Source organism: Thiovibrio frasassiensis (assembly GCF_029607905.1).
Lineage (GTDB): Bacteria > Desulfobacterota > Desulfobulbia > Desulfobulbales > Desulfurivibrionaceae > Thiovibrio > Thiovibrio frasassiensis.
Genome location: NZ_JAPHEH010000001.1, coordinates 1,908,635 through 1,933,595 on the forward strand (window position 1 = coordinate 1,908,635; position 24,961 = coordinate 1,933,595).

Below are 24,961 nucleotides of genomic sequence, written 5' to 3' on the forward strand. Positions count from 1 at the left end.
GTTGTGATGGATTTTTTAACAGATCTGTGGGGTTTTTTGAAAGAACGTAAAAAGTTTTGGTTGCTGCCGATCATCCTCACCCTGCTTTTGTTCGGTGTTTTGATCGTTTTGACGAGTGGCTCGGCCATCGCCCCCTTTATTTATACCCTCTTCTAGCGCGCCGCGATGAAAGCTGTTTTAGGAATCTCAGCCTTTTATCATGATAGCGCAGCCGCGCTTCTGATTGACGGGGAAATAATCGCCGCTGCTCAGGAGGAGCGCTTTAGTCGGAAAAAGCATGATGCCGCTTTTCCGGTAAACGCTGTCCGTTATGTTCTCGAGGAAGCTGGTCTTCAGCTGGAAGACATTACCGTCATCGCCTTTTATGACAAACCCTACCTGAAGTTTGAAAGGCTTCTTGAAACCTACCATGCCTTTGCTCCTCGCGGTCTGAAGAGCTTTCTCTCGGCCATGCCGGTATGGATCAAGGAAAAATTGTTCATGCGGAAGATGGTGTGGGATGCTTTGGAGGAGATCAACGGCAAAAAACTGTCTGTCCGGCCACAGCTCCTTTTTCCTGAGCACCATCTTTCCCACGCGGCCAGTGCTTTTTATCCTTCGCCCTTTCAGGATGCGGCTATCTTGACCATCGATGGCGTCGGCGAATGGGCGACCACTACCATCGGCAAGGGAAGCGGCCATGAAATCTCCATGCTGCGGGAGCTTGATTTCCCGCACTCCGTGGGCTTGCTTTACTCTGCTTTCACCTATTACTGCGGATTTAAGGTCAACAGCGGCGAGTACAAGCTCATGGGGCTTGCCCCCTATGGGAACGAGACGGGGGAGCGCGTCTCCCGTCTGAAAGAACTTATTTTCGCGGAACTCGTGGATCTTCGGGCAGACGGCTCTCTTTTGCTGAATATGGCTTATTTTGATTATGCCACCGGGCTGAAGATGTGCAGGGATGATCGCTGGCATGCTCTCTTTGGTATCCCCAAAAGGGAGCCGGAAAGCGAGCTGGGTCAGGAATATATGGACATGGCTCTGGCGGTGCAGCAGGTCACCGAGGAGGTGGTTCTGCGTCTGGCGCGGACCGCCCGAGAGATTAGCGGCTGTAAAAATCTGGTGATGGCCGGCGGGGTAGCCTTGAACTGTGTGGCCAATGGCAAGCTGCAGCGGTCGGGGATTTTTGATGCAATCTGGATTCAGCCTGCTGCCGGTGATGCCGGCGGGGCTCTTGGTGCAGCCTATGCGGCCCAATATATCTGGGCTCAACAGTCCCGCGTCCTTCCGGGGCACGATGCTGACGCCATGCGCGGCACGTACCTCGGGCCGGAGTTCAGCAACAGAGAAATTGCCCGAATGTGCCGGAAATACCAGGCTGTTTCCCGTCATCTTGAGGAGGAGCAAATGCTCTATGCCAAGGTGGCTGGGCTTTTGGCCGAGGGGCAGATCGTGGGCTGGTTTCAGGGGAGGATGGAATATGGGCCCCGGGCTCTAGGTAATCGAAGTATTCTAGGAGATCCTCGGCATCCGGAGATGCAAAAAAAATTAAATCTGAAGATCAAATACAGGGAAGGCTTTCGTCCTTTCGCCCCCTCGGTGTTAGCCGAGGATGTTCAGGATTATTTCGATCTGCAGGGGACCTCCCCTTATATGTTGCTCATCGACGCGGTAAAGAACCAACGATGCAAGCCTCTTCCCGACGGGTACGATGGTATGGAAATGTATGCGCGGCTGTACCACCCCCGTTCCGATATCCCGGCGGTGACCCATGTTGATTATACGGCAAGAATTCAGACGGTGCATAAGGAGACCAACCCACGCTACTGGGGCCTTATTAACGCCTTTAAGGAAAAAACCGGCTACGGACTTGTGGTGAATACAAGTTTTAATGTCCGGGGGGAGCCGATTGTCTGCACCCCGGCGGATGCTTACCGTTGTTTTATGCGGACTGAGATGGACTGGCTTGTCATTAATGATTTTCTTTTTAAGAAAGAAGAGCAACCCTGCTGGAGAGAAACGGAATCGTGGAGGGATGTCTATGCCTTGGATTGAGTTAAGACCGCTCCAGAGGGTGCTCTAAGGCAATGCTTTTCAATTCCTACGGGTTTATTCTATTCTTTTTGCCTGCATGCTTGCTGGGCTATTTTGTCTTGGGCCGGAGCGGTGGTTCGCGTTTGGCCTTTGGTTGGCTGGTTGGCTGTTCGCTCTTGTTTTATGGGGCATGGAATGTAGCCTATCCCTTTGTTTTACTGGGGTCAGTCGCCTTCAATTTTTTCATGGGGCAACGGCTTGCGAAAAAGAGCGCAGGCCCATTTTCGCCCAAGATGCTCCTCCGCCTGGGGGTGGGGGGAAACCTCCTCCTGCTGGGATATTGCAAGTACGCAAATTTTTTTATTGAGAGTATCTCCTCTTTCTGGACTCCCGGTTTTTCCTCGCTGCAGGTCCTGCTGCCGCTGGCCGTCTCTTTTTTCACCTTTCAGCAAATTGCATATCTCGTTGATTCCGCTCAGGGCAAGACAGAGGTGCACAGCTTTCTTGACTATCTGCTCTTCGTTTCATTTTTTCCCAAGCTTACGGCCGGTCCCATTGTCACCTACGGCGAGATGTTTCCTCAACTCAGGCATCCGGATATTTGCCGCTTTCGTCCTGAAAATCTCGCTGTTGGTGTTACCATCTTTAGTTTGGGGCTTTTTAAAAAGGTTATTGTCGCCGAGCAGGCCGCGCGTTACGCTAATCCATTGTTTGGTGCGGCCTTCAGCGGGGTTCACTGTTCTTTTTTTGAGGCCTGGGGCGGGGTTTTGGCGTACTCCTTTCAAATCTATTTTGATTTTTCAGGGTACAGCGACATGGCGATAGGCCTTGCGCGGATGTTCGGCTTTGTTTTGCCGGAAAATTTTAATTCCCCCTACAAGTCACGAAGCATTACCGAATTTTGGCGGTGCTGGCATATCTCCCTGTCAAATTTTTTAAAACGATATATCTACATCCCCTTGGGGGGAAACCGCCAGGGGAGCATCCGGAAAGATCTGAACCTCATGGCGACCATGTTGCTTGCCGGGGCCTGGCATGGGGCGGGCTGGGCCTTTGTGGTCTGGGGTGGCGCGCATGGAGCATTCCTGGTGATCAACAATATCTGGCATGGCTGGCATGCGTCTCTGGCAAAGAGATGGTCATTGCTCCGGGGGGGCCGGACGTACGATCGTTTTGCCTGTCTGGTTACTTTTCTGACCGTGAGTATAGCGTGGGTTTTTTTCCGTGCCGAAAATATGGAAACTGCATTCTCTGTGCTGGGAAGCTTGTTTGGAACGCATGGTTTTGCGATGCCCTATGATTTTCAAGGTAAATTGAACACCTTTTGTAACGCCGGAGATCTGCTCGCGGCCATGGGCATCCCTTTTACCTCGGCAAATGATCTGTTGGAAAAAAAGCAGCTTGTGCTTCTGGCTTTGATGGGACTGGGTGTCGGGTTCTTGCCCAACACCCAGCAAATCATGGAATTGTCCAAACCATGCCTGAATGTCACGGCCTCACCGTTATCTTCTCGGCTGGGCTTTTTGCGCTGGTGGCCAAATACTCCTTTTTTATGCATTACCCTCATTGTCTTCCTGATAGGTTTTTTGGCAATAACCCAGAAAAGCGAATTTATTTATTTTCGTTTTTAGTAAAGAGGAGCATCTTTCTTTCAAAATGACAGATCGTGCACACCGGACATATTTTTTCCGTTTTATCCTCTTCGGGACATGTCTTGTCATGTCGCTCGGGGTCTTCAATTTGGTGGTGGATCCGTTTGATATCTTCCGCGTAATTTCTATCTCCGGGGTGAATACGAATAAAATAATGGCCTCAAAAAATATGCGGATGCACAAGGCCTATGCCGTTGTTCGCAAGAAGCCCCGATCCATCATTCTTGGAAATTCTACGGCCGAAGCCGCGCTCGCTCCTGAACACGCAGGTTTCACAAATGGTCCGGTTTATAATCTTGCGATTCCCGGGGCCACTATGTATGAAATTTTAAGGAATTTCGAGCATGCGCAGGCAACGCGGCGCTTGCATACCGTGCTGTTATCCTTGGATTTTTCCTCTTTTGAAATCTATCCTGTACAGCAACAGGGCGATTTTAATGAAGAGCGGCTGACTACAAGTGATGATGCTTTCTCCCCTTGGATTTCCCTCTATAAAACAGATTTGCTTTCCTCCCTTTTTTCTCTTGAGGCGACCAAAATGAGCCTGGCCACTTTGAGAAGACAGTCCGAGCCTGATGATTGTCTGGATAATGGCATGCGGGACTGGAATATTCTCCTGAAGGGCATGATCAATGAAAAAGGGATCGGTGCAAGTTTTACAGACACAGAGGAATTTTTGGCGAGAGGGATTGCGGCACTGCCCGTGGAGAAGAGAGAGAGGGAAAGCCAGGAAAGGGTATATGGATACCTGCAAGAATTGATCACGATTTGTTACCGGGATGACATCAGATTGATTGTGCTGATCCCTCCTAATCATGTTCGCCGCAATGTTTTGCTTAATTTGACCGGGATGGGAGAAATTTGGAATGCCTGGAAAAGAAAGGTTGTTGCCATGAATCAAGTGCTGGCCGTGAAGTATGGGAAAGAACCGTTTCCGGTTTGGGATTTCAGCGGCCCAAGCAGCTATACCACAGAGTTGCTCCCCCGCGAGGGAGGAAAGGTTGGGGAGATGCAATGGCAGTGGGAGAGTGCGCACTATAAACGTGCCCTCGGCGACTTGGTTCTGGCGCGTGTATTGCCTGCTGGGCATGCGTTACCGGAAGGTGCGGCTGATTTTGGCGAAGTTCTTACCTCCGCGAATATTGAGGCCGTTTTTCGCAAGCAGGCTGTTGCCTTGCAAAAATATATCGAAAGTCACCCGCAGGATGTTGCTGAACTTGAGCAGATTAGAAAACGGTATCGTTATCAGCATTGAAGGTGAGGTGTGGTGAGTGTCTCCTGTGAAAAAGATTGCCTTAGCCCTGGAAAATTTTAGCCGTTACGGCGGCGGCGCAGAATCCTATGCGGTTTCGCTTGCCGACCGCCTCATGCGCAATGGCTGGGAAGTGCATTTTTTTGGCGAGCGGTGGGATGGGGAGCCTGGCGGGGCAATTTTTCACCGGATCAGCATTCCTGCCTTTTTACCCGCATGGGCCAAACTTCTCCTTTTTGCCCTGAAACATAAGCGCATGGTGGCGGACCGAGATTTTGATGTTATCCTTGGTTTTGGCAACACCATCGTCATGAATGTCTATCAAAGCCACGGTGGGGTGCATTGGCTCACGACCTACCGCAAGGTCTATTCCGAAATCAATCCGGCCGTACGTTTCATCAAGCGTCTCTTGATCCCTTTGACGCTTAAACATTATGTGCGGCACTGGATTGAATCCGCACCGTTTCGCATGGCTCGCTTGCCGAGGATTGTCGCTATTTCCGAGATGGTTCGCGATGACTACGTTGCCTATTACGGCGTTTCTCCTGAGCAGGTCGATCTGGTGTATAACGGTGTTGACCCGGAGCGATTTACCGCGCAGAGAACAAGTGGAGAACGGAATTTGTTTCGTGCTGCTTTCGGGATTCAAGAGAGCGAGGTTGTTTTTCTTTTTGTCTCCTATGACCTGGAAAAGAAGGGGATTATCCCTCTGCTTCACGCCGTGGCGCAATTGCGCAAGCAGGGAGGGGATGGTTTTCGACTGATGGTGGTGGGGGGGCTTCCTTCCAGCCGCATAGAGCGTTTGGTTGCCAAACTGGGTGTGCAAGAGTTTGTCTGTTTTGCTGGGCCGAAAAAGGACGTGCACCATGTCTTTGCGGCAAGTGATGTGTTGGTCCTGCCGACATATTATGATACCTGTTCGTTGGTCGTATTTGAGGCGATGATGTCTGGGTTACCCGTCATTACCACGTTTTATAACGGGGCGGCAGGAATAATCGATAATGGGAAGGATGGGTTTGTTGTTTCTCATCCTCCGGACAGTGCGGAAATCGCCTCGAAGATGGCGTTGCTGTTGGATAAAGAATTCCGAAACCACATGGCTGTTTTGGCAGTGCAAAAAGGAAACGAATATCCTTTGGCGAAAAACCATGAACAACTCATTGGAATCTTCGATGAAGTTGCGGAAAAGCACCGGTGAACATGTTTACACGAAAGAAAAAAATTCCGTATACGAAAGATCTTTTGCGGGGAGACTGTTTCCAAATCGGCGAGTATACCTATGGAAATCCGGAAGTCCTTGCTCAGTCGCAAGGGGCAACTCTCAAAATCGGGAGGTTCTGTTCCATTGCTGGTGGGGTGAAGATCATCTTGGGGGATAATCATCGGATGGATTGGGCAACCACCTTCCCCTTCCCGGCTTTTCCAGAGGAATGGCCCGAAGTCGCCGATAACAAGGAGTATTGGTTTACCAAGGGGGATGTCAGTATCGGCAATGATGTGTGGATCGGTGAGGATGCGCTGATTTTGTCCGGGGTGACTGTCGGGGATGGCGCGGTGATCGGCGCCCGTAGTGTTGTTGCCAAAGATGTCGAGCCTTATGGTGTAGTGGTAGGGAACCCGGCCCGGATGAAAAAAAAGCGATTCAGTGATGAAATTATTGCCCAATTATTGGCTCTTGCTTGGTGGGATTGGCCAAAAGAAAAAATCAGAGAACATCTTGATGTATTGTTGAGCCCGGATATTGAGGCGATGTTGCGCTTGCACCTCTAAGGAGTTTGTGTGGGTTGAGCTTGTCGATGTGTTTAATAGGAGGGAGAAATGGAACGCGCCCCTGAGTGTTGTCTTGTGTGTGGAGCAAAAGAAAAAGAGCCATTGATCACAATTAACGAGTGGCAGGTTGTGCGTTGCTCGGCTTGCGGCATGGGAAGCCTCGATCCGCGCCCATCTGTTGCCGATCTGGCAGAGATGTATGACAAACAATATTGCAAAGAACGGTTCTGTGAGGCGGAGGGCGATACCTCGATGACCTTGCAGAAAAGGCTCAGTCTTGAGTCATCCCGGCTGCGATTTATTAAGAAATTCAAGACAACGGGGAAGGTACTGGATATTGGCTGCGGCTTTGGTTATTTTTTGGCAGCCTGCAGGGAGAAAGGGTATCTCGTCCATGGCGTGGATTTTTCCGGCTATGCAGTGGAACATGCGCAGAATCGTTTGAAGATCCCTGTGACAGTCGGGCCTCTCGACTCAGTGCAACTGGAAGGGGATAAGTTTGATGTGGTCACAATGTGGCATTCGCTGGAGCATACCCCAGACCCGAGTTCTGCTTTGGAAAAAGCCAAAGGCTGGCTGAAAAAAGATGGGGTGCTGGTTGTGGATGTCCCGAATTATTTGGGAACAGATGCGGCCAAATATGGGCGGGAGTGGACCGGCTGGGATCCGCCCTATCATTTGTGGCACTTTACTCCGGAAACGTTGACCAGGCTTCTTGCCAAACATGGTTTTGAAGTGCAAACGAAAAAAACGTATCATTCGGAGTACATTAAAGAACAACTTGAAAAATATCTGCTGCTCAAGCCTGTTGCCCGGATGATAGCGCAACTGTACTCTGGACACAGTGTCGCGGTGGTTGCGCGGCTGGCCGCCGTTTAGCCGGGACTCCTCGCGATAGGGAAGTTATGAGAGCAGGGTCGTAAAATATTTTTTCGACTTACGGAATTTTTTCCGCCAGTTTTTTTCGCGCTCTTTGTCCCATTTTCTGCCATCAAAATTCTTGCCTTGATGGGTGCTGCACCAGTTGTGGTGGACGATGCTTTTTCCGCAAAATCCTGCCTTCCAGCTGGGTTGATGTGCATCAGACCGAGGTATTGTTCCCGTTGCCGGGAAAACCCCTCCGACTCGTAAGAAATATTCCAGATCTTCCGAGACCCCGATGGGCCAAAAATCTTCATCAAAAAAACCTAAGTCTTCGATCATCTCTGGGCGCACCATGAAACAGACCGCTGAACGCACCTCTTTTGTGAAGGGAATGAAGAGGGGGAGTTTGTCTGCTATGCGCTGGCAAAAGGCGGCATGCCCCCCCCACTCGGCATAGATAGAGGTGATACTGTCATGGATAGCGGCCGTATCAAAGGGCTTGCTCGGATCAACCCGATATTGTTTTGAAATGGTATGCGCTTCAATAAGTTCAGCAAGTATTGGCGAGCCGTTTTCCAAAGAAGATATCCAGCCGATTCCTTTATCATCATCCATTGCCTGCACCATGGGCTGAAGCCAATTGGGGCAGACCAAGGCATCATTATTGGCAATGACGTAGTACTGGTAAGAAAAAGCGGACGGTGGAATCGGCGCGGAAGAAAAACGCAAGATTTGGTTCCAGGCAACGGCAACCCCCATGTTGTATGGGTTCCTCCGGTAGTGAATCGGTATTTTTGTGTTATTGAATTCGTGCAGCAGTAACCCGGCAATATCCTCGGAAGAGCCATTGTCGATGATTACTATTTCAACCTGCAATGCGTTCTGCTCAACGTCGGTATGTGCCAGCATTTTTTGCAGGCACGCCCTAGTCATTTCCAGATTGTTAAGTACCGGAATACCTATAAGGATTTTTTTCATGGGAAATGAAAACCTCTTATTGCACTTTGTAAAGGACGAGTGGGCCTAAATTTTCATGATGCCATTCACCGAGGCATAGTCCCAAAGCTGTTAATTGCTGCCGGTCCACGGGATGATCCGGTCCGGGAGGGGCTGGAGCCAGTAAAACGTAGTTGATGCTGTGTTTGGCAAGTGTTTCTGATAGCGTTGCCGGGGAGTTGAGGTCTGCTTCGCTTAACATGAGATTGTCCGAGGGGCAGATTGCTGTGGGTTTATTCAGGTTGGCGTAAAAAGAGACGAGATACAGTGGTGCCTTGGTGGATGCCGAGCCGGCAAGGTGAATGGCGCTTTCGTGTGAATCTTTTTCTATTGTCGTGGCAATTTCTTTATAGGATGCATTGGCTGTGCTGGGATAACTCATATTTTTAGCAAGTCCGAAGAGCAATAAAAAGCTACAGATCGCTACTATTGATGTTCTGCGCGTCATTTTGAATCTTTCTTGCAGAAAGATATCTGTTTTTTGAATACCAAATCCGGCAAAAATCGTTGCGGTAAGGATCATCCCTCCAAGCCAACGCGGCTCTAACACCCATGTCCGGAGTGTTTGGAGGTAAATGATAAGAAAGGCTATGGACGTGATCCACAGCAGATAACGGATCTTTTTGTCGTGAGTCCAGAGGCCCTTTGAGCAAAATCCGATAAGGAAAAAAATGGCAAAGGGATGAAGTATTGCTTCACATGTACGGGTTGCGATCATGCCGAGTCCAACAAGCCATGCAAGATTTGCGGCTTCAGGCAGGAAATTTTGCAGACTTGCTCCGCTTGGTGGGTAGGTCGCTGCTAATGCATTAAGTTGTTCCTTAAGAGTTGTATAGGCATTCCCGATTTGCTCTGTTGCTTGAGGAGCAAACGCCCCGGGGGTACGGATATGTCCCGGGGGGACTCCAAAAAAATCCAAGTTGCCAAAGGCTAAAAGGGAAAGCGGGAGAAGCGGGGTCAGGAAAAGCAGGAGATAGCGGATTCGATGTTTTTCCTGCGAAATGAGGAGGAAAATGGCGGTGGCGAAATAGAGCAGAAAAAACTCGGCTCTTGCCCAACCCGCACCTAGCAATAAGATGCTGCAGAGGAGAAGATCTCTGCGGGAGTTTTTTTCCATGAAACGGATAAAGCAGAGAAGGCCCCAGGAGAAGAGAACCCATGCGACAGGATCTTTTATTATTTCGACGGAGGAGTTTACAAAAACAGGAATAAGACTGAGCAGTAAAAGGATTGCGACAGAGATTCTTTCCTCAAAAAAACGCCTGTTAATGAGATAAATCGGGATAATGGTGCCAACCCCGCACACAAAAGAAAGTGTTTTGGCCGCCACAATCCAATTTTGGGTTACAAAGTATAAGGGAACAAGCAGTAACGAGTTGAGAGGAAGGAAATTGAGCCCGCAGAAGAGTTCTTGCCACTGGCCAAAATATAAGGCTTTGGCCTGGTTGATATACAGGGTTCCGTCGATATTGATGGTAGGGGCAACGCTGGTGCCATAGAGTCTGACTGCAACTGCCAGGAGTAAGACCAGAATGACTGGCTTGGGAAATGTAGCGCGGTTCATCACTATTGGTTTCCCCGAAGCATTTGGTAGATGCTGTCTTCTTTTGCGCTCAGTGAGGTGTGATCCCCTTCTTCGACTATTTCCCCATTCTGGATTACAAGAATCCTGTCTGCATTTTTGATGGTGGAAAGTCTGTGCGCGATCACAAAGGTGGTGCGATTTTTCATCAGGTTTTCCAGGGCCTTTTGCACCTCTCGTTCCGATTCGCTGTCCAGGGCAGAGGTGGCTTCATCCAAAATGAGGATCGGCGCGTTTTTCAGGAGTGCCCGGGCAATGGAGATTCTCTGTTGTTGTCCGCCTGAGAGTCTCGCCCCGGATTCTCCGATTATCGTATCAAATCCTTCCGGCATTTCGTTGATAAAATCAAGGGCATGGGCGGCCTTGGCGGCGGCGATGATCTCGTCCATGGAGCGGTTTGTGTCGCCGTAAGCGATGTTGTTTTTGATGGTGTCGTTGAATAGGATGGTTTGTTGCGAGACCATGGCTATTTGGTCCCGCAGTGATTTCATGGTGACATCGCGCAAGTCGTGGCTATCAATGGTGATGCTGCCCGAGGTGGTATCGAAGAAACGCGGGATCAGGTTGACGAGGGTTGTCTTGCCCCCCCCACTGGTCCCAACCAATGCCAGCACTTCGCCGGCAGGTACGGTGAGGTTGATGTTTTTCAGGGCATCGGTTTTGCCGTCATAACTGAAGGAAAGATCGTTGAATTGAATGTTTTTTTGGAATGGCGGCAGGGGAATTGCGCCTGCTTTGTCACAAATGGAGGATTTGGTATCCAGCAGGGAAAAAATACGGGTGGTCGCAGCCAGTCCCTGCTGCAGGGCACTGTTGATATTGCTGACGCCCTTGATTGGATTGTAGATCATAATAATTGAGGTAAGAAAAGCGAAAAAAATGCCTGGGGTTGAGTTGCCGTTGATTACCTGATGGCCCCCATACCAGATAATTGCCGTGATGCTGATTCCGCCCAACAGTTCCATGATGGGGCTTTGCAGACTGTTGTTTTTTATGTCTTTTACAATAACGCTGAAGAGACGGTCCACGGTGTCTGAGAAGCGTTTTGTTTCATATTGTTCCATACTGAAGGCTTTTACAATTTTATGCCCGGTAATTGTTTCATGCAGGATGTTGGATATCTGGGCAACGGTTTGCTGATTGGTGGTACTCAGTTTTCTGAATTTCCGGCCGAAATAGGCAACGGGTAGAACGGCAATGGGGAGAAAGACAAGTCCTATGACGGCAAGCTTCCAGTTGAGATACACGACAACGAAGACCAAGCCGAAAACCTGGAAGAGATCCTTGAATACACCGGCTAAGGCCCGGGAGACCGCCTGCTGAACCAGGGCGGAGTCATTGATGACCCGGGCGATAAGTTCTCCGGTGGGAGTGTTGTGGAAAAAAGATATGGGCAGAGAATGGATGTGGGAAAAGATGTTTTTTCGCAGATCTCTGATGATGGTCTGGCCAAGCGTATCAAGAAGCGAGTTTGAGAAGTAGCTGAAAACGCCTTTTGTCAGGAAAATCAGAATAAGCACGAAAGGGATGACGTTCAGCATCCAGCGATCTTTATTGACAAAGATTTCGTCAAGCAAAGGCTTGACCATATAGGCCTGCGCTGAGGTTAAGCCGGAGCCCGCTGCCATGCACAGAATGGCAGCGGTAATTTTCATCTTATGCGGCTTCAGGAAGACGAGAAGCCGTTTGACAAGAACTTTTTCGTGCATGTTAATTCATTAGACCGGTTTTTTCCCACTTGTAGGCGGTTTTGCAGATCTGGCGGATATCCTGTAATGTCGGTTGCCAGGCGAAGAGTTCTTTGAGGCGGTGCGGGTCAGAGGTAAGTGCTGGCGGATCGCCCAATCGTCGTTCCGTTTCAATGATACTAAAGTTTACGCCGCTTACCTCTTTGACGGCAGCAAGAATCTCCCGGACGCTGAATCCTGTGCCGTAGCCGCAGTTGAGTATCTCGGAAGATCCGCCCGCAAAAAGGTGCGCCAGGGCCAAAAGGTGGGCCTGGGCCAGATCATCGACATGGATATAGTCACGAATGCAGGTCCCGTCGGGGGTCGGATAATCCGTGCCAAAGATGGCAACGCTTTCGCGTCTGCCGCATGCCGCTTCGCAGGCAACCTTAATAAGGTGAGAGGCGTTGGGGGTGGCTTGACCCAACAAGCCGTCCTGACTTGCGCCGGCAACATTAAAATAGCGCAATGCGACATAACGGAATCGGTCTTGCGGTTGAGTGGCGACTTCGGGTACTGAGATGAAACTGTTGGCTGTGTCCTCCAACATCCATTCGGTCATCAGCTTTGATCTCCCATAAGGATTTATGGGAGAGGTGGGAGCCGTTTCCGCTACTGGGATTGTGGAGGGAATACCATATACTGCCGCAGATGATGAGAAGACGAAATTGTGAACCCCGCTGCGTGTGCACGCAGCGATGAGGTTGAGGGAGCAGCAGGTGTTGTTTCGGTGATACTTGAGAGGGTCAGTAACGGATTCCGGGACAACAATATGTCCGGCAAAGTGGACTACGGCCTCTATGTGATGCTCGGATAGCAGGCTGGCGATGAGTTCAAGGTCTCCCGCATCTCCTTCAATGAGGAGTGCCTCTTTCGGGACAGCCCAACGGTGGCCGGAATAAAAATTGTCAACGACAACCACATTGCAGCCGGCATTTACCAGTTGTCTGCTTGTATGTGACCCGATATAGCCGGCTCCTCCGGTGACGAGGATGTTTCGATTTTTTAAAAGGCTTAAGGAAGGCATGAGGTTTCTTAGCGGAAGAATGGGGGCCAGATCCCTCTGAGGTGCGTTATGGAGGGGGCTATTATAATTAAAGATACCAGCGGAATAACTATATGATCCACGACAGTTTGTCAAACAAATGTTGGCAAAAAGGCTGAGTTTAAAGCGTTCTCACCAGTTCGGTGCTCAAATATCTCTCCCCGGTGTCGCAGAGCGGAAAGACGATCTGTTTGCCACGATTTTCTGCTCTGGCACCGATCTGCAGAGCGGCCCAGGCGTTCGCGCCCGAGGAAATACCGCAGAGAATGCCCTCTTCCTTGGCGATTCTGCGGGCGGTTTCGATGGCTTGTTCGTTGGTCACCGTGATGATTTCATCGATGATCTCCCGGTTGAGTATCTTGGGGACAAAGCCTGCGCCGATGCCTTGAATTTTGTGGGGGCCTGGGGTGCCTCCGGATAAAACCGGCGAGTCTGCGGGTTCCACCGCCACCACATACAGGGATGGCTTGTGCTCTTTGATCATTTCCGAGACCCCGGTGATGGTGCCGCCGGTGCCGACCCCGGCCACAAAAATATCGATGGTGCCGGCGGTGTCCTCCCAAATTTCCCGGGCCGTGGTCCGGCGATGGGTCTCCGGGTTTGCCGGGTTGGTAAACTGGTTGGGCATAAAGCTGTCCGGGATCTTGGCGAGGAGAGATTCCGCCTTGGCGATTGCGCCCTTCATTCCTTCGCCGCCCGGGGTGAGAACCAGTTCGGCACCCAGATGCTTGAGCAATGTTCGCCGCTCCATGCTCATGGTCTCCGGCATGGTCAGGACAAGGCGGTATTTCCTGGCGGCGCAGACAAAGGCCAGGGCGATTCCGGTATTACCGCTGGTTGGTTCGACAATGGTGGTTGTTGGCGTAAGAAGCCCCTGCTCCTCGGCGGCGCGGATCATGGCCAGACCGATGCGGTCCTTGATGCTTCCCAATGGGTTTTGGAATTCCAGCTTGGCAAGCAGTGAGGCCTGGAGCCCCGCCCCAAGTCGGGACAGTCGAACTATGGGCGTTTTACCTATGATGGCGGTAATGTCCGGGTAAATTCGTGGCATGGAGCGTCCTCCTTGGGGAAGAGATTGGTTGGGAGGTTGCAGTATACGGCAAGAGCTTGTTGCCAAAAGGATTGGGGGAAGATGAGAGCAATGCCCTGATTAACCTGGCCTCCTGGTGATATTCTTTTTCCTTTTCAGGGACTCTGGCCCATATTCCGCTCCGATGGTGTCGTTGATGCGCCAGGATAATTTGTTGGTCTGAAGTTCCTCGGCCAGGCATTATTTCCTGCTTGCTGCGGTATTTTTTGTCTCCTGGCAATAAGAGATTTCCGCTTTTTCTGCTGCTGGCGGAAGCGCATTGGGAACCCAGCCGTTTGACCTGGGGGGAGAGAGGGTGCTTCCTTTTCAGTTCACACGAATCCAGCGGCCGGAAGGGTCTTTGGTGACAGCGATCTGACTGGAGCGGCCTTTCTGGATCTTGGTCAGGCCGTCGCGCATGGCTGCTGAGTAATTTTCACATACTCCGAGGCTTCTATCCACCAGGGTAAGGGCTTCCTCCTGACCGAGTTCGAAGATGCCGCCGAATTTGTAGATGAGATCGGCAAGCTCAACCTTGGTTCCGTTGAAAAAAGCAGCGGTCAAATTGTTGCTGAAAACAACCAGGTTTTGGAGCAAGAGAAAAGCGTCTTTGTTCTTCTCGGGTTTTGCCGGTTCTGTTTCCATGCAATCGACGATTCTTTTGGAGAAATTCCAGAAGGTCGAGATTTCTCGGCCAATCTGGCTGTAGGTCAGGTCTTTGAGGACAAGGCGGGTTGAACGTTCCTCTGAGTACCCCTTTTGCATTTGCTGTTCAATGGCCTGATACTGGGCCGGCAGATAGACCAGGATAACCAGCTTTCCCAGTTTGTGCAGCAGGGTGCAAACGTATGCCTCTTCCGGAGAGATGCGGCTCTTTTTTAGCTCACAGTAGATCCTGCTCTGGGTGGCGCTGATCAGCGACATGGTAAAAAGCCCGGCAATTTCATCTTTTTCGGTGCCGGTCCGCACGAATTCATCAAATAATGCCATGGTGGCGGCCATTTGGCGCAGGGTGTCGAAGCCAACTACGGTGATGGCCCGTGATATGGTGCTGACCGGGGTTCCTCGAGAATAGTAGGCGGAATTGACCACCTGGAGAATCCTGGTGGTGAGCGAATAATCCTTGAGGATGGTGTTGGCCACTTCTTGGGCCGTGGCCCGACTGCTGCCCAGCAACGAGATGAGTTCCGTCACATGTTCCGACATGGCAGGGAGAGAGTCCATGTTGACCAGGGAAAAAATTTCCAGCAACCGTTGGCGGGTTTTATTTTCTTGTGTATTGCTCATGTGGATTCTGTGCTGGCTTGAATAAGGTGAATTTTCCGATCCTTAATATCTTCTTTAAACCTAAAGTGTTTTCTTGGCTTGTGCAAGTATATTAAGGCTTCATTTGGCATCGCGGGGATGTGGGACGAACGGCCGTACGTTACTGATTTGGTAAGCGCCGGTATTGAATGGCCTCGGCCAGGTGGCTGGCCTGAATGTTCGTGCTTGCTTCCAGGTCGGCAATGGTTCGGGCGATCTTGAGAATGCGATGATATGCTCGGGCGGAAAGGCCCAGCCTGGTCGTGGCCTGAACCAGGAGTTCCTGTCCGTGGGGGTCAAGGGAGCAATGGCGCTTGAGATCCTTTGCCCCCATCTGGCTGTTGAAGTAGATTGCCGTTTTGTCTCCAAACCGCTCCTGTTGAATGGTATGCGCCTTGCTCACCCTGGCCTTGATTGCTGCCGAGGTCTCACCGGCCTGCGTGGTGGTGAGTTCCTCTATCTTGACGGCAGGGACCTCGAGGTGGATGTCAATCCTGTCCAACAGGGGGCCGGAGAGTCTGCTGCGGTAGCGCTGGATTTGCGGAGGGGTGCAAAGACACTCCTTGTCAGAGCCTAGAAAACTGCAGGGGCAGGGATTCATCGCCGAAACGAGCATGAAGTCCGCGGGAAAGCGGAGTGATTGCGAGGCCCGGGCAATGGTAACCTGACCGTCTTCCAAGGGTTGCCGGAGAACTTCCAGAACATTGCGTTTGAATTCCGGCAGCTCATCAAGAAAGAGGACGCCATTGTGGGCCAGCGAGACCTCGCCCGGCCTGGGGATCTGTCCGCCCCCGATCATGCCCGCATCGGAAATGGTATGGTGCGGCGAACGGAAAGGCCTGGTGGTGATGAGGCTTTTTTCTTTGGGGATGAGTCCCATGGTGGAATAGATCTTGGTGGTTTCCAGGGCCTCGGCAAAAGAAAGATCGGGCAGGATTGAGGGGAGTCTGCGGGCCAGCATGGTCTTTCCGGAGCCAGGCGGACCTGAGAGCAGGATGTTATGGCGCCCGGCCGCGGCAACCTCCAGCGCCCGTTTTACATGGGCGTGACCTTTGACCTCGGAAAAATCGTTTTCCGGGGCTTCGCTCTGGCGGAACAGGTCGGCATGGCAGATGGATATTGGCGAGAGCTCCTTTGTCCCTGCCAGGAGTTCCACTGCCTCTGGCAGGGTGGCGACGCTCAGGGTGTTGATTCCATCCACCACACTTCCTTCCGCTCCATTGGCTTCGGGGACCAGGTAGTTGGCAAACCCTGCATTTCTGGCGGTCAGGGCGATGGGAAGAATGCCCGGTGTAGGGCGCAGGCTGCCGTCCAAGGAAAGCTCGCCGGTAACGCAGGTTCGGGCGAGTATTTCCGGGTTGATTAGGCCCGCGGAAGCCAGGATGCCGAGAGCGATGGGCAGGTCAAAGCCGGAACCAGATTTTTTGAGATCGGCCGGGGCGAGGTTGACGGTGATGCGGCGGTTGGGGAAATCATAGCCGCAGTTCTTGATGGCTGCCTTGACCCGGTCCTTGCTTTCCCGCACTGCACCTTCGGCCAGACCTACAATGGTGAAGGTCGGCAAGCCCATGGCAATATCAACCTCTACGTCAACGAGATGTCCGTCAACCCCCAACACTGTTCCACTGATTACCTTGGCAAGCATGGTCGGCTCCGGGCAGACTTGTCTGTGTGCTCGGCGGGTGCGCCGAGTTTTTGTCTGGTATGGACTGGCAGGATGGAAAAAACGTGTAGTTAAGAATACACAATTGGTCAGGCTTTTCCAAGAAACATCTTTTGTCAGGGGGCAGGGCGACTACCCCTCGTAAAAGATATAACCGGAGGTGTTTGCTTTCTTGGCCTGATACATCGCTCTGTCTGCCTTTTGGAGCAGGGAGTCAATCTGTTTGTCATCGTCGGGATAGATGCTGATGCCAACGCTGGCCATGACCATGAGGTGGGTTTCGTGAAAGAGGATGGGTTCGGCGATGGTGTCGATAATCTTTTTTGCCACATTTTTTATTGCGGTTTTGCTCCCAATATCATGGAGAATCACCACGAATTCATCGCCGCCCATGCGGGCAACTGTGTCGGAGTCGCGCAACAGCCCTTGCAGTCTGGCGGCGATCTCTTTGAGGACGGCGTCTCCCGCCAGATGTCCGTGTGCATCGTTGATCTGCTTGAATTTGTCCAGATCCACATAGAGCAGGGCGATTTTTTTGCGGTGACGCTGGCTCAGTATCATGGCCTGGGCCAGCCGGTCCGGAAAAAGGTGTCTGTTGATCAGGCCGGTGAGGGGGTCGTGATGGGCCAGGTGGGCAATATGGTCCTGCGCTTGTTGTTTTTGTGCGGCCAGGGCGAACAGAGAGGCGAATTGTTCAACGGTGTCGAGATTCCTTTTTTCGTAATTGCGGGGGTTGTCGGCCACGGCGATGATGCCCAGGAGTTCGTTGTTGAACAAGGCCGGAACCACCAGGAGGCAGGCAGGGGATTCCGGGCCGAGGGAATTCCCCTGTACTCTGTAGTCGGTGAGCGGCGAGTTTGAGAGGAGGGAGGTTTTGTTTTCGAGAACCCAGTTGATCAGGCCGTGGGGGGAGTGCACAAAGGTCCCATTTTCCTCCTGCACGGCGCACAGTTCCCCGATCTTTTGGGAAAACGCCATGGCCAGCAGCTTATTTGTCTTCGTATCCACCAGGTCGATAATTCCGTGCTTGCTGCCGGTGAGAACCAGGAGCTCTTCCAGCAGGGCCGAGGAAATATCCTTCAGGGAATCCGAGGAGATGATCATCCTGGAAATTCTGGCCACGGCCCCGTTCATGGCCGATTCAATGGCCAGATTGTTTTCCGCCTGTTTCCTTGCGGTAACATCCTCAAAGATGGCGACCACTTCGCCGGAGGGCAGTTTGTAGAGGTAGTTTTCCCGCCAGCCGCGCAAGCGGTTGTCGGTATAGAGGGAAAGTGGATGGTGTTCCGGCCTGCCGGTCTGCCAGACCCGTTGCAGCACGGCAAGAAGACCGAATTCTCTTGCTCCGGGAAAAACTTCGAGAAGTGACCTGCCGATTACCTGATCCTTGCGTATTTTTTCGATGCGTTCCGCGGCTTGGTTAAAATCGACAAAAATAAAATCGCTGGCGTCGAGATCTTTTGCCTCGTAGACCGCAACCCCGGAACTCATGTTATTGAAGAGCTCCCGGAAGCGTGTTTCATTGGCCAGCAAGACCTGTTCCGCCTCATGCCGTTCACTGATGTCCTTGGCGATGAGGATTATGGTGGGTTGGTCGTCCTGGCGGAGTTCCAGAAAATGGAGGGAGACATGTTTGCCGTTGAAAAGTGTGGGAGGATTGTCTTCGAGGAGTTGGGGTAAACGTTCCGGGTGGGCTAGCAGGCTGGAAATATTCTGGCGATCATCCTCGGCAAACAGAGCGACAAGGTTCGTGGCCAGCAGCTTTTCCTCAGTCAGGCTGCACAGGTGCAGAGCGGCCAGATTGACAAAGATTATGGTGCCTTCCGGGGTTAGTTCAAAAACCGCCTCGGACATGTTGTTGATGATGGCTTCAAAATGATTTTTTGAGGAAAGCAGTTCCCTGGTGATGGTCCGGTACTGGACGTCTTCAAGGTTGGCCACCGGCTCAAGGCTGCTCAGGGAGTGATTCGCCAGATGGTGGATGACGTCAAGAACGTGTTTTTGAATGGCTTTGATCGAACTCTTGGCGATGCAGGCATTGGCGCCGATTTTTTGGTAATCGACGTCATCCTCCGCGGCAATGGCGGAAAGAATGACGATGAAAAGATCGGCAAAGCGTGGGATGCTGCGGATGATTCGGCAGAGCTTGTCGCCGCCGATGTTGGGCATGACCAGGTCGACAAAAACGATGTCCGGCGTGTAGACCTCCAATACGCTGAGGGCTGCCAGGCCATCGCTGGCCGTCATTACCTCGTGGCCTTCCTTTTCCAGGAAATTGGCCAGGAGTTTGAGGATCATCGGGTGATTGTCCACCACAAGAACTTTTAAGGACATGAGACCCCCAGCCTTGGATTATCAGAGGTAACTCTCTGTTTTGTATTTGCAAATGTCTCGGCTGTCAACGGCTATTGTCCGAGGCTCAGCCGATAATCCAGACCGCTACCTCTTCGGCCATGAGCAGCACCCGGTCCGAGACCCCTCGAAAGATGCCCTTGCTGACCTCCTCGCCCCGGCGGCCCATGACGATGGTGCCGAAATCATCGATCAGGGCCTGGCGAAGAATTTGGCGGCTGGGATCAATGCCCATGAAGGTTTCCAGCCAGAAGATGCGCTCCGGAGGGAACCCCCCGTCAATGAGGAGTTGTTTCGGGGCATGGAAAAGGCTGTCCGGTCTGCGCAGGTGCTCTTCGCACCACGCCTCGCCCCAAAGGGTATGGAAATCCTTGGGCTCGATTACGGGATGGCTGCCAAGCAGGGCTTTTGAGTAAAAAAGGGTCACTTCGGCGCAGGGGTTGTCGGCAAGGATAAAGGCCAGATGGTCAATGGCCTTCAGGGAATGGGAGGTGCCGTCCACCGGAACCAGAAATTTGCAGGAGTTTACCTGCCCATCGATGATCCAGAGAGGGACATCATGGCATTTATCCAGAATGGTTGCCGAAACGCTGCCCATGATCATCTCTTCCAGTTTGCCGATGCCCCTCCGGCCGATGAGCAGGGCGTCGTACTTGCCTTGCCGGGCCTCATGGATGATGTCGTGGGGGACACTCCGCTGGGAAAGTTTGACCGAGGTATGCACCTGTTCCTCGGCAATGCCGAGTCGCTTGAGGGTGTCCGTGGCCTGTTGCATGTATTTTTTTTGGGCTACCAGCAGGTTGCGGGTTGCCGAGCTGACGGTATTGAGCAGCTCCGCTTCGGTCAGCCAATCTTTTGCGGCTGAGCCGGTGCTGCTTGTCGGGACAACGGAAAGTAGATGGAAATGGATGTCGGGAAGGTCGTGGAATAGCTGGCCGAGATAGCGGAGGCAATTGGTGCTGTATGGCGAGCCGTCAACGGCAATGAGGATTTTTTTTTGCATGCGTGGCCTCCTTGTGCCATGGTCCTGGATAAAGGGTATCAAACCTGGCCGGGAGAGGCAATCGTTCGGGATAAAAAAAGGAGAAATAGGCCCCCTTCATTCAAGATCGTTGTGGTAGCTGCAGGGGGCTCCGAGATAATTGGTCAGGGTGACGCTCTTGCCCAGGCTGATGAGATAGTTGGGGCTCAGCGGAATCTTGCCCCCTCCGCCCGGCGCGTCGAGAGCGAAGGTCGGCACGGCCATCCCGGAGGTGTACCCGATCATGGCTTGCATGATCTCAAGGCCTGTTTCCACCTTGGTTCTGAAGTGATTGGTGCCCCGGGTCATGTCTGCCTGAAAAAGATAATAGGGCTTCACCCGGATCATGAGCAGCCCGTGCATGAGTTTGGTGATGGTTGCGGCGTTGTCGTTGACCCCTTTGAGCAAGACGGTCTGGTTGCCCAGGGGGATTCCGGCCCCGGCCAGACGGGCGCATGCCTTGGCCGCCTCGGGTGTTATTTCGTCGGGGTGGTTGAAATGGGTGTTGATGTAGAGCGGGTGATACCGTTTGAGGATCCCGGCCAACCGGGTGGTGATCCGCATGGGCAGGGTGCAGGGCACCCGGCTGCCGATGCGGATGATCTGGATCGAAGGGATGGCCCGCAGGTTGTCCAGCAACCAGACCAGGGTTTCGTCGCTTAAAAGAAGCGGGTCTCCGCCGGAAATGAGGACATCTCGGATCTCTTTGTTTTTGCGAAGATAGCTAAAGGCTTCCCGCATAGTTTCCCGGGTGACCAGCATGCGGCTGGTGCCCACCTTTCTTTTTCTGGTGCAGAACCGGCAGTACATGGCGCATTGGCTGGAGACCAGAAAGAGGACCCGGTCCGGGTAGGTGTGGACCAGATTCTCCACCGGCGAGCGGTTTTCTTCGTCCAGGGGGTCGACAAGGCAGATATCGTCATCCAGTTCCTGCGGGTCGGGTACGGCCTGCCGCCAGAGAGGGTCTCCCGGGGTTTTGATCAGCCCGAGATAGTAGGGGTTGATCCGCATGGGAAACTGTTTGTACACGGGATTCAAGGCAGAAACATCGAAGTCGAAATGGCGGCCCAGCTGTTCTGGGGTGGTGATGCTGCGGGCCAGCAGGTTTTTCCAGTGTGTCATTATTGAAACCCGGTAAAAAAGAGAAAGAGACAGAAAACCCAAGCTTACTCAAGATCGTAAGGTGCTGCAATGGCCCTTTCCCTCAAAGAGCTGATCAATTCGAGATATTTTGTCTCTGCCTCAAGCCGGTATGAGCAAAAAATAATCGGAAAGATAAAAGTACTGGTCAGGGTAGAGGAAGAAATGGTAAGAAAATAAGTTGGTTTTGCCGCCGGAAAAAGACGGGTAACGTGATTGACGGCAATGCATCCAAATCTCAGCGCAGGTAGTGCGTCCATGCCGCAAAACAGCTTTGGTTTTCAGTACGATCCCTATGGCAACACCAAGGCGATCGAGGTCTTCAGCCGCTGGCTCGGAGTGTATGACAACCAGTTCACCAATAAAGGCACTGCCTTTACCCGGGATGAACGGGAACAACTTCAGCTGGAAGGCACCCTTCCGCCCAGCGTCCGGACCCTCACCCAGCAGATGGACAATTGCCTGGAAATCCTGGCGCGGAAAAGCAGCGATCTGGAGCAGTTTGTCTACCTGCGCTCTCTCTATGACCGGAATGTGACCCTGGCCCATGCCGTTATCGCCAGCGACATTGAGCGATTCATGCGGATCATCTACACGCCCACCGTGGGCGAGGCCTGCCGCCAGTATTCTTCCATGTTCCGCAAGGCAAACGGGCTGCATTTTTTCCCCGGCAATATCGACAAGGCCGAGGAGATCCTGCGCCGCTTCAAGTCCAGACAGATCAGGGTGGCGGTTGTTACCGACAATCAGGGCATCCTCGGCATGGGCGACCAAGGGGTGGGTGGGATCTCCATCTGTCTTGGCAAACTCATGCTCTACACCCAGGGCGCCGGGGTGGCGCCTTGGCATTGTCTGCCCATTTCCCTGGACGTCGGCACGGACAACGCCGCGCTCTTGAATGATCCGAATTATCTCGGCTGGTGGCATCCCCGATTGGTCGGGGATGAGTATCTTGATTTTGTCCGGCGTTTTGCCAAGGCGTTTAAGGCGGTGTTTCCCCATGCCCTCTGCCAGTGGGAGGATTTTTCCAAGCAGAAGGCCTTTGCCATCCGGGATGCCTATCTCCATGATCTTGTTTCGTTCAATGATGATATCCAGGGGACCGGGGCGGTGACCCTGGCGGCACTGATCTCCGCCATGAAGATCAAGAAGGAGTTGCTGACCAAGCAGGTGTATCTGATTTATGGCGCGGGTGCCGGCGGGGTTGGCATTGCCGAACAGATCGAAACTGCGCTCATTGAGGGGGGGCTTGGTCCGGAAGAGGCGAGAGCCCGGATCTTCGCGGTGGACAGCAAAGGGTTGGTGACCACCGAGCGGGAGCTTGAGCCATATAAGCAGAAGTTTGCCAAGGATCCGGCCGCCCTGGATTGGTATTCTGCAAAAACGGACGGCAACCTGTTGAACGTGATCCAGAAAGCCCGGGTTACGGTGTTGATCGGCACTTCCGGTCAACCCGGGGCTTTTAGCCGCTATATTGTTCAGGCCATGCAGGGCAACAGCCGTCGGCCGGTTATTCTGCCGCTCAGCAATCCCACCGCCCAGGCCGAGGCGTTGCCCGCGGACATCCATAAATGGACCTCCGGCAGTGCTCTGGTTGCTACGGGCAGTCCGTTTGAACCGATAACCATCGGTGGGTTGCCGATCAGGGTCGGGCAGTGCAATAATGTTTTTATCTTTCCGGGCGTGGGCTTGGGAGTCATGGCCTCAGGCGCACAGGAGGTGCTGCCTGCGTTTTTCACCGCTGCGGCCCAGGCGGTGGCAGAGCAGGTGTCGGGGGCGGATCTCAAGAAGGGGATCCTCCTGCCATCGGTGGCCACTTTGCGCGAGGTGAGTCTGGCTGTGGCGTTAGCCGTGGGTGAAACGGCGATCAGCCGGGGTGTGGCTCACCCCTGTGTTTACAGCACCTATCAGCATGATTACAAGCGGGAACGGTTGCAGCGTTTGGTGGAGATGATGGGCTGGCAGCCCCGGTATCTGCCGATTGTTCCCAGGTGAGACGGGTTGACAATAAGAGCTGTTTTTTGAGGCCTCCTGTTAGAGGAGGCCTTTTTCTTTCCAGAACTTGACGGCTCCGGGATGCATGGGGATGATGATGTCCTTGGCCCCGGAGCGCGTGCTCATATCCTTCAGGGCACGATTCTGTTTTCTCATGTAGCGCAACCCTTTTTTGCTGTAAATGGTGGAAAGCAGGCGGTACACCACCTCGTCCGGCACTTCGGCATTGGCCACCCAGAGGGTGGAGTCCTGAAAGGAAGGGGTGTGGTGCTTTACCCCGCGATAGGTGCCGGGAGGTAGGGTTCGGGCGGTGAAGTAGGGATATTTCTTGTAGAAGCCGCTGGCCCGGGCCTCGGCATCGAGATCGAGGAGGTCGATCTTGCCGGTTTTCGCCGCCATGGTGACGGCGCTGCTTGGGAAGCTGGTAAAGAGCCAGAAGGCGTCGAGCTGTTTGTTGGCAAAGGCCATGGCCACTTCATTGTAGCCGATATGGATGGGGATGATGGCGTCCCAGAGCCCCAGATGTTTGAAAAAAAGCTCGCAGTTGGCAAAGGCCCCTGAACCGGGACTGCCGACCCCCACCTTTTTTCCCTTGAGATCCTTGAGACTGTGTATCCCCGAGCCTTTCCGGACCACAAGCTGGGCCGGCGCCCCATACATGGAGGCCACGGCCAGGACCTTGTCATAGGTGTTGCTGTCGTCTGGGAGCAGACCGTTGCGCCCAAGATAGGCATGGCCGGAATAGACCAGGCTAAAATCGGCCTGACCGGCATTGACCTGGGACAGATTTTCCAAAGAGCCTGCCGAAGGCTGGGTTGTTAGACTCATGCTCGGAAGGGCTCTGATTCCCGGGTAGGCCTCAATGGCGTTGGCCACCAACTGGAAGGTTCCTCCTGCTGGACCGCCCCGGAATATCAGTTTTTTGTTGAGGGCAAGAGCAGGGGATGTATGGGAAAGAGTCAGGAGAAGTACTGTGCTGATGATCAAGGCGAGGCGAAGAGGGTTTTTTTTCATGGGAAAAGTCTCTATTGAGAGGGAAATGGGTCGGCTGGCCGTATTGGCCGGTCTGAGTCGACAACTGGGTGCGCCGACGTGCCGGTCCTGTAATCCTCATAAAAATAGTACAGCTCTTTTACGACCGATGCAATATTGTTGACCGGTATCTTCGTTGTGTTTTTGCTATATTTCCCGGAGGGAAAGGCGTTAAACCGCCGGAATCAGATTGGGGAACACTATGAGTATTTTTGAGATTGTGATGCTGGTTTGTTTTGGGGCGGCCTGGCCGTTTTCTCTGTATCAGTCTTACCGCTCCAGAACCAACGCCGGTAAGAGCCTCTTTTTTCTGGGAGTGGTTCTTCTCGGGTATCTTTCCGGCATCCTGCACAAGATATTTTTCAGTCCTGATCCGGTGATCGGCCTCTATATCCTGAACGGGATCATGGTGGTTGGAGATATCGTCCTGTACTTCCGTAACCGGAAGCTTGACGTCCTTACAGGATGAATCGAGGGGCA

At 52.7% G+C, this 24,961-nt stretch carries 20 protein-coding genes; 9 read left to right on the forward strand and 11 right to left on the reverse strand.

Features of this window, described 5'->3' with window-relative positions; genetic code table 11:
• Positions 1-6 precede the first annotated feature (6 nt).
• From OLX77_RS08990 to OLX77_RS09020, 7 genes are all read left to right on the forward strand, one after another.
• Positions 7-156, forward strand: coding sequence for a DUF5989 family protein (locus OLX77_RS08990; protein ID WP_307634069.1), 150 nt, complete (start codon positions 7-9; stop codon positions 154-156).
• A 9-nt stretch (positions 157-165) separates the two neighbouring features.
• Entirely contained in the window at positions 166-2,037 is a 1,872-nt protein-coding gene (locus OLX77_RS08995; protein WP_307633263.1) for a carbamoyltransferase family protein, read from the forward strand.
• A 272-nt stretch (positions 2,038-2,309) separates the two neighbouring features.
• Positions 2,310-3,647 carry an MBOAT family O-acyltransferase gene (locus OLX77_RS09000; RefSeq protein ID WP_307633264.1) on the forward strand — a complete coding sequence of 446 codons (1,338 nt, stop codon included), beginning with the start codon at positions 2,310-2,312 and terminating at the stop codon, positions 3,645-3,647.
• 25 nt (positions 3,648-3,672) lie between these two features.
• Entirely contained in the window at positions 3,673-4,923 is a 1,251-nt protein-coding gene (locus OLX77_RS09005) for a hypothetical protein (RefSeq protein WP_307633265.1), read from the forward strand.
• Positions 4,924-4,939: 16 nt separating this feature from the next.
• Positions 4,940-6,118 carry a glycosyltransferase family 4 protein gene (locus tag OLX77_RS09010; protein ID WP_307633266.1) on the forward strand — a complete coding sequence of 393 codons (1,179 nt, stop codon included), beginning with the start codon at positions 4,940-4,942 and terminating at the stop codon, positions 6,116-6,118.
• Between the two features lie 2 nt (positions 6,119-6,120).
• Positions 6,121-6,690 carry a CatB-related O-acetyltransferase gene (locus OLX77_RS09015; RefSeq protein ID WP_307634070.1) on the forward strand — a complete coding sequence of 190 codons (570 nt, stop codon included), beginning with the start codon at positions 6,121-6,123 and terminating at the stop codon, positions 6,688-6,690.
• Between the two features lie 48 nt (positions 6,691-6,738).
• The gene (locus tag OLX77_RS09020) at positions 6,739-7,569 is read left to right on the forward strand and encodes a class I SAM-dependent methyltransferase (RefSeq protein WP_307633267.1); all 831 of its coding nucleotides are present in this window, start codon (positions 6,739-6,741) and stop codon (positions 7,567-7,569) included.
• 24 nt (positions 7,570-7,593) lie between these two features.
• Here OLX77_RS09020 and OLX77_RS09025 read toward each other — a convergent pair whose 3' ends face one another.
• The 10 genes from OLX77_RS09025 to OLX77_RS09070 form a co-directional block, all read right to left on the reverse strand.
• Entirely contained in the window at positions 7,594-8,532 is a 939-nt protein-coding gene (locus OLX77_RS09025; protein WP_307633268.1) for a glycosyltransferase, read from the reverse strand.
• Between the two features lie 16 nt (positions 8,533-8,548).
• The gene (locus OLX77_RS09030) at positions 8,549-10,114 is read right to left on the reverse strand and encodes an ArnT family glycosyltransferase (RefSeq protein WP_307633269.1); all 1,566 of its coding nucleotides are present in this window, start codon (positions 10,112-10,114) and stop codon (positions 8,549-8,551) included.
• A gap of 2 nt (positions 10,115-10,116) precedes the next feature.
• A complete protein-coding gene (locus tag OLX77_RS09035) occupies positions 10,117-11,841 on the reverse strand; it encodes an ABC transporter ATP-binding protein (protein ID WP_307633270.1) in 1,725 nt (574 codons plus the stop codon).
• A 1-nt stretch (position 11,842) separates the two neighbouring features.
• A complete protein-coding gene (gene galE, locus OLX77_RS09040) occupies positions 11,843-12,886 on the reverse strand; it encodes a UDP-glucose 4-epimerase GalE (protein WP_307633271.1) in 1,044 nt (347 codons plus the stop codon).
• Between the two features lie 139 nt (positions 12,887-13,025).
• The gene (gene cysK / locus OLX77_RS09045) at positions 13,026-13,955 is read right to left on the reverse strand and encodes a cysteine synthase A (protein WP_307633272.1); all 930 of its coding nucleotides are present in this window, start codon (positions 13,953-13,955) and stop codon (positions 13,026-13,028) included.
• A gap of 345 nt (positions 13,956-14,300) precedes the next feature.
• Positions 14,301-15,260 carry an HDOD domain-containing protein gene (locus tag OLX77_RS09050; RefSeq protein ID WP_307633273.1) on the reverse strand — a complete coding sequence of 320 codons (960 nt, stop codon included), beginning with the start codon at positions 15,258-15,260 and terminating at the stop codon, positions 14,301-14,303.
• A gap of 139 nt (positions 15,261-15,399) precedes the next feature.
• Positions 15,400-16,923, reverse strand: coding sequence for a YifB family Mg chelatase-like AAA ATPase (locus OLX77_RS09055; RefSeq protein ID WP_307633274.1), 1,524 nt, complete (start codon positions 16,921-16,923; stop codon positions 15,400-15,402).
• A gap of 150 nt (positions 16,924-17,073) precedes the next feature.
• Positions 17,074-19,275 (reverse strand): diguanylate cyclase domain-containing protein, encoded by a 2,202-nt coding sequence (locus OLX77_RS09060; protein ID WP_307633275.1) that lies wholly within the window; start codon positions 19,273-19,275, stop codon positions 17,074-17,076.
• Positions 19,276-19,360: 85 nt separating this feature from the next.
• Positions 19,361-20,296 carry a universal stress protein gene (locus OLX77_RS09065; RefSeq protein ID WP_307633276.1) on the reverse strand — a complete coding sequence of 312 codons (936 nt, stop codon included), beginning with the start codon at positions 20,294-20,296 and terminating at the stop codon, positions 19,361-19,363.
• A 96-nt stretch (positions 20,297-20,392) separates the two neighbouring features.
• Positions 20,393-21,436 carry a KamA family radical SAM protein gene (locus tag OLX77_RS09070; RefSeq protein WP_307633277.1) on the reverse strand — a complete coding sequence of 348 codons (1,044 nt, stop codon included), beginning with the start codon at positions 21,434-21,436 and terminating at the stop codon, positions 20,393-20,395.
• A gap of 276 nt (positions 21,437-21,712) precedes the next feature.
• On the opposite strand from OLX77_RS09070, the gene OLX77_RS09075 reads away from it, so the two are divergent.
• On the forward strand, positions 21,713-23,449 hold the full coding sequence (locus OLX77_RS09075; RefSeq protein WP_307633278.1) for an NAD-dependent malic enzyme: 1,737 nt from the start codon (positions 21,713-21,715) through the stop codon (positions 23,447-23,449).
• Between the two features lie 39 nt (positions 23,450-23,488).
• On the opposite strand, the gene OLX77_RS09080 is transcribed toward OLX77_RS09075, so the two are convergent.
• Positions 23,489-24,463, reverse strand: a complete 975-nt coding sequence (locus tag OLX77_RS09080; RefSeq protein WP_307633279.1) for a TAXI family TRAP transporter solute-binding subunit — start codon at positions 24,461-24,463, stop codon at positions 23,489-23,491.
• Positions 24,464-24,683: 220 nt separating this feature from the next.
• Between OLX77_RS09080 and OLX77_RS09085 the strand changes: the two genes are divergently transcribed.
• A complete protein-coding gene (locus tag OLX77_RS09085; protein WP_307633280.1) occupies positions 24,684-24,950 on the forward strand; it encodes a hypothetical protein in 267 nt (88 codons plus the stop codon).
• Positions 24,951-24,961: the final 11 nt, after the last annotated feature.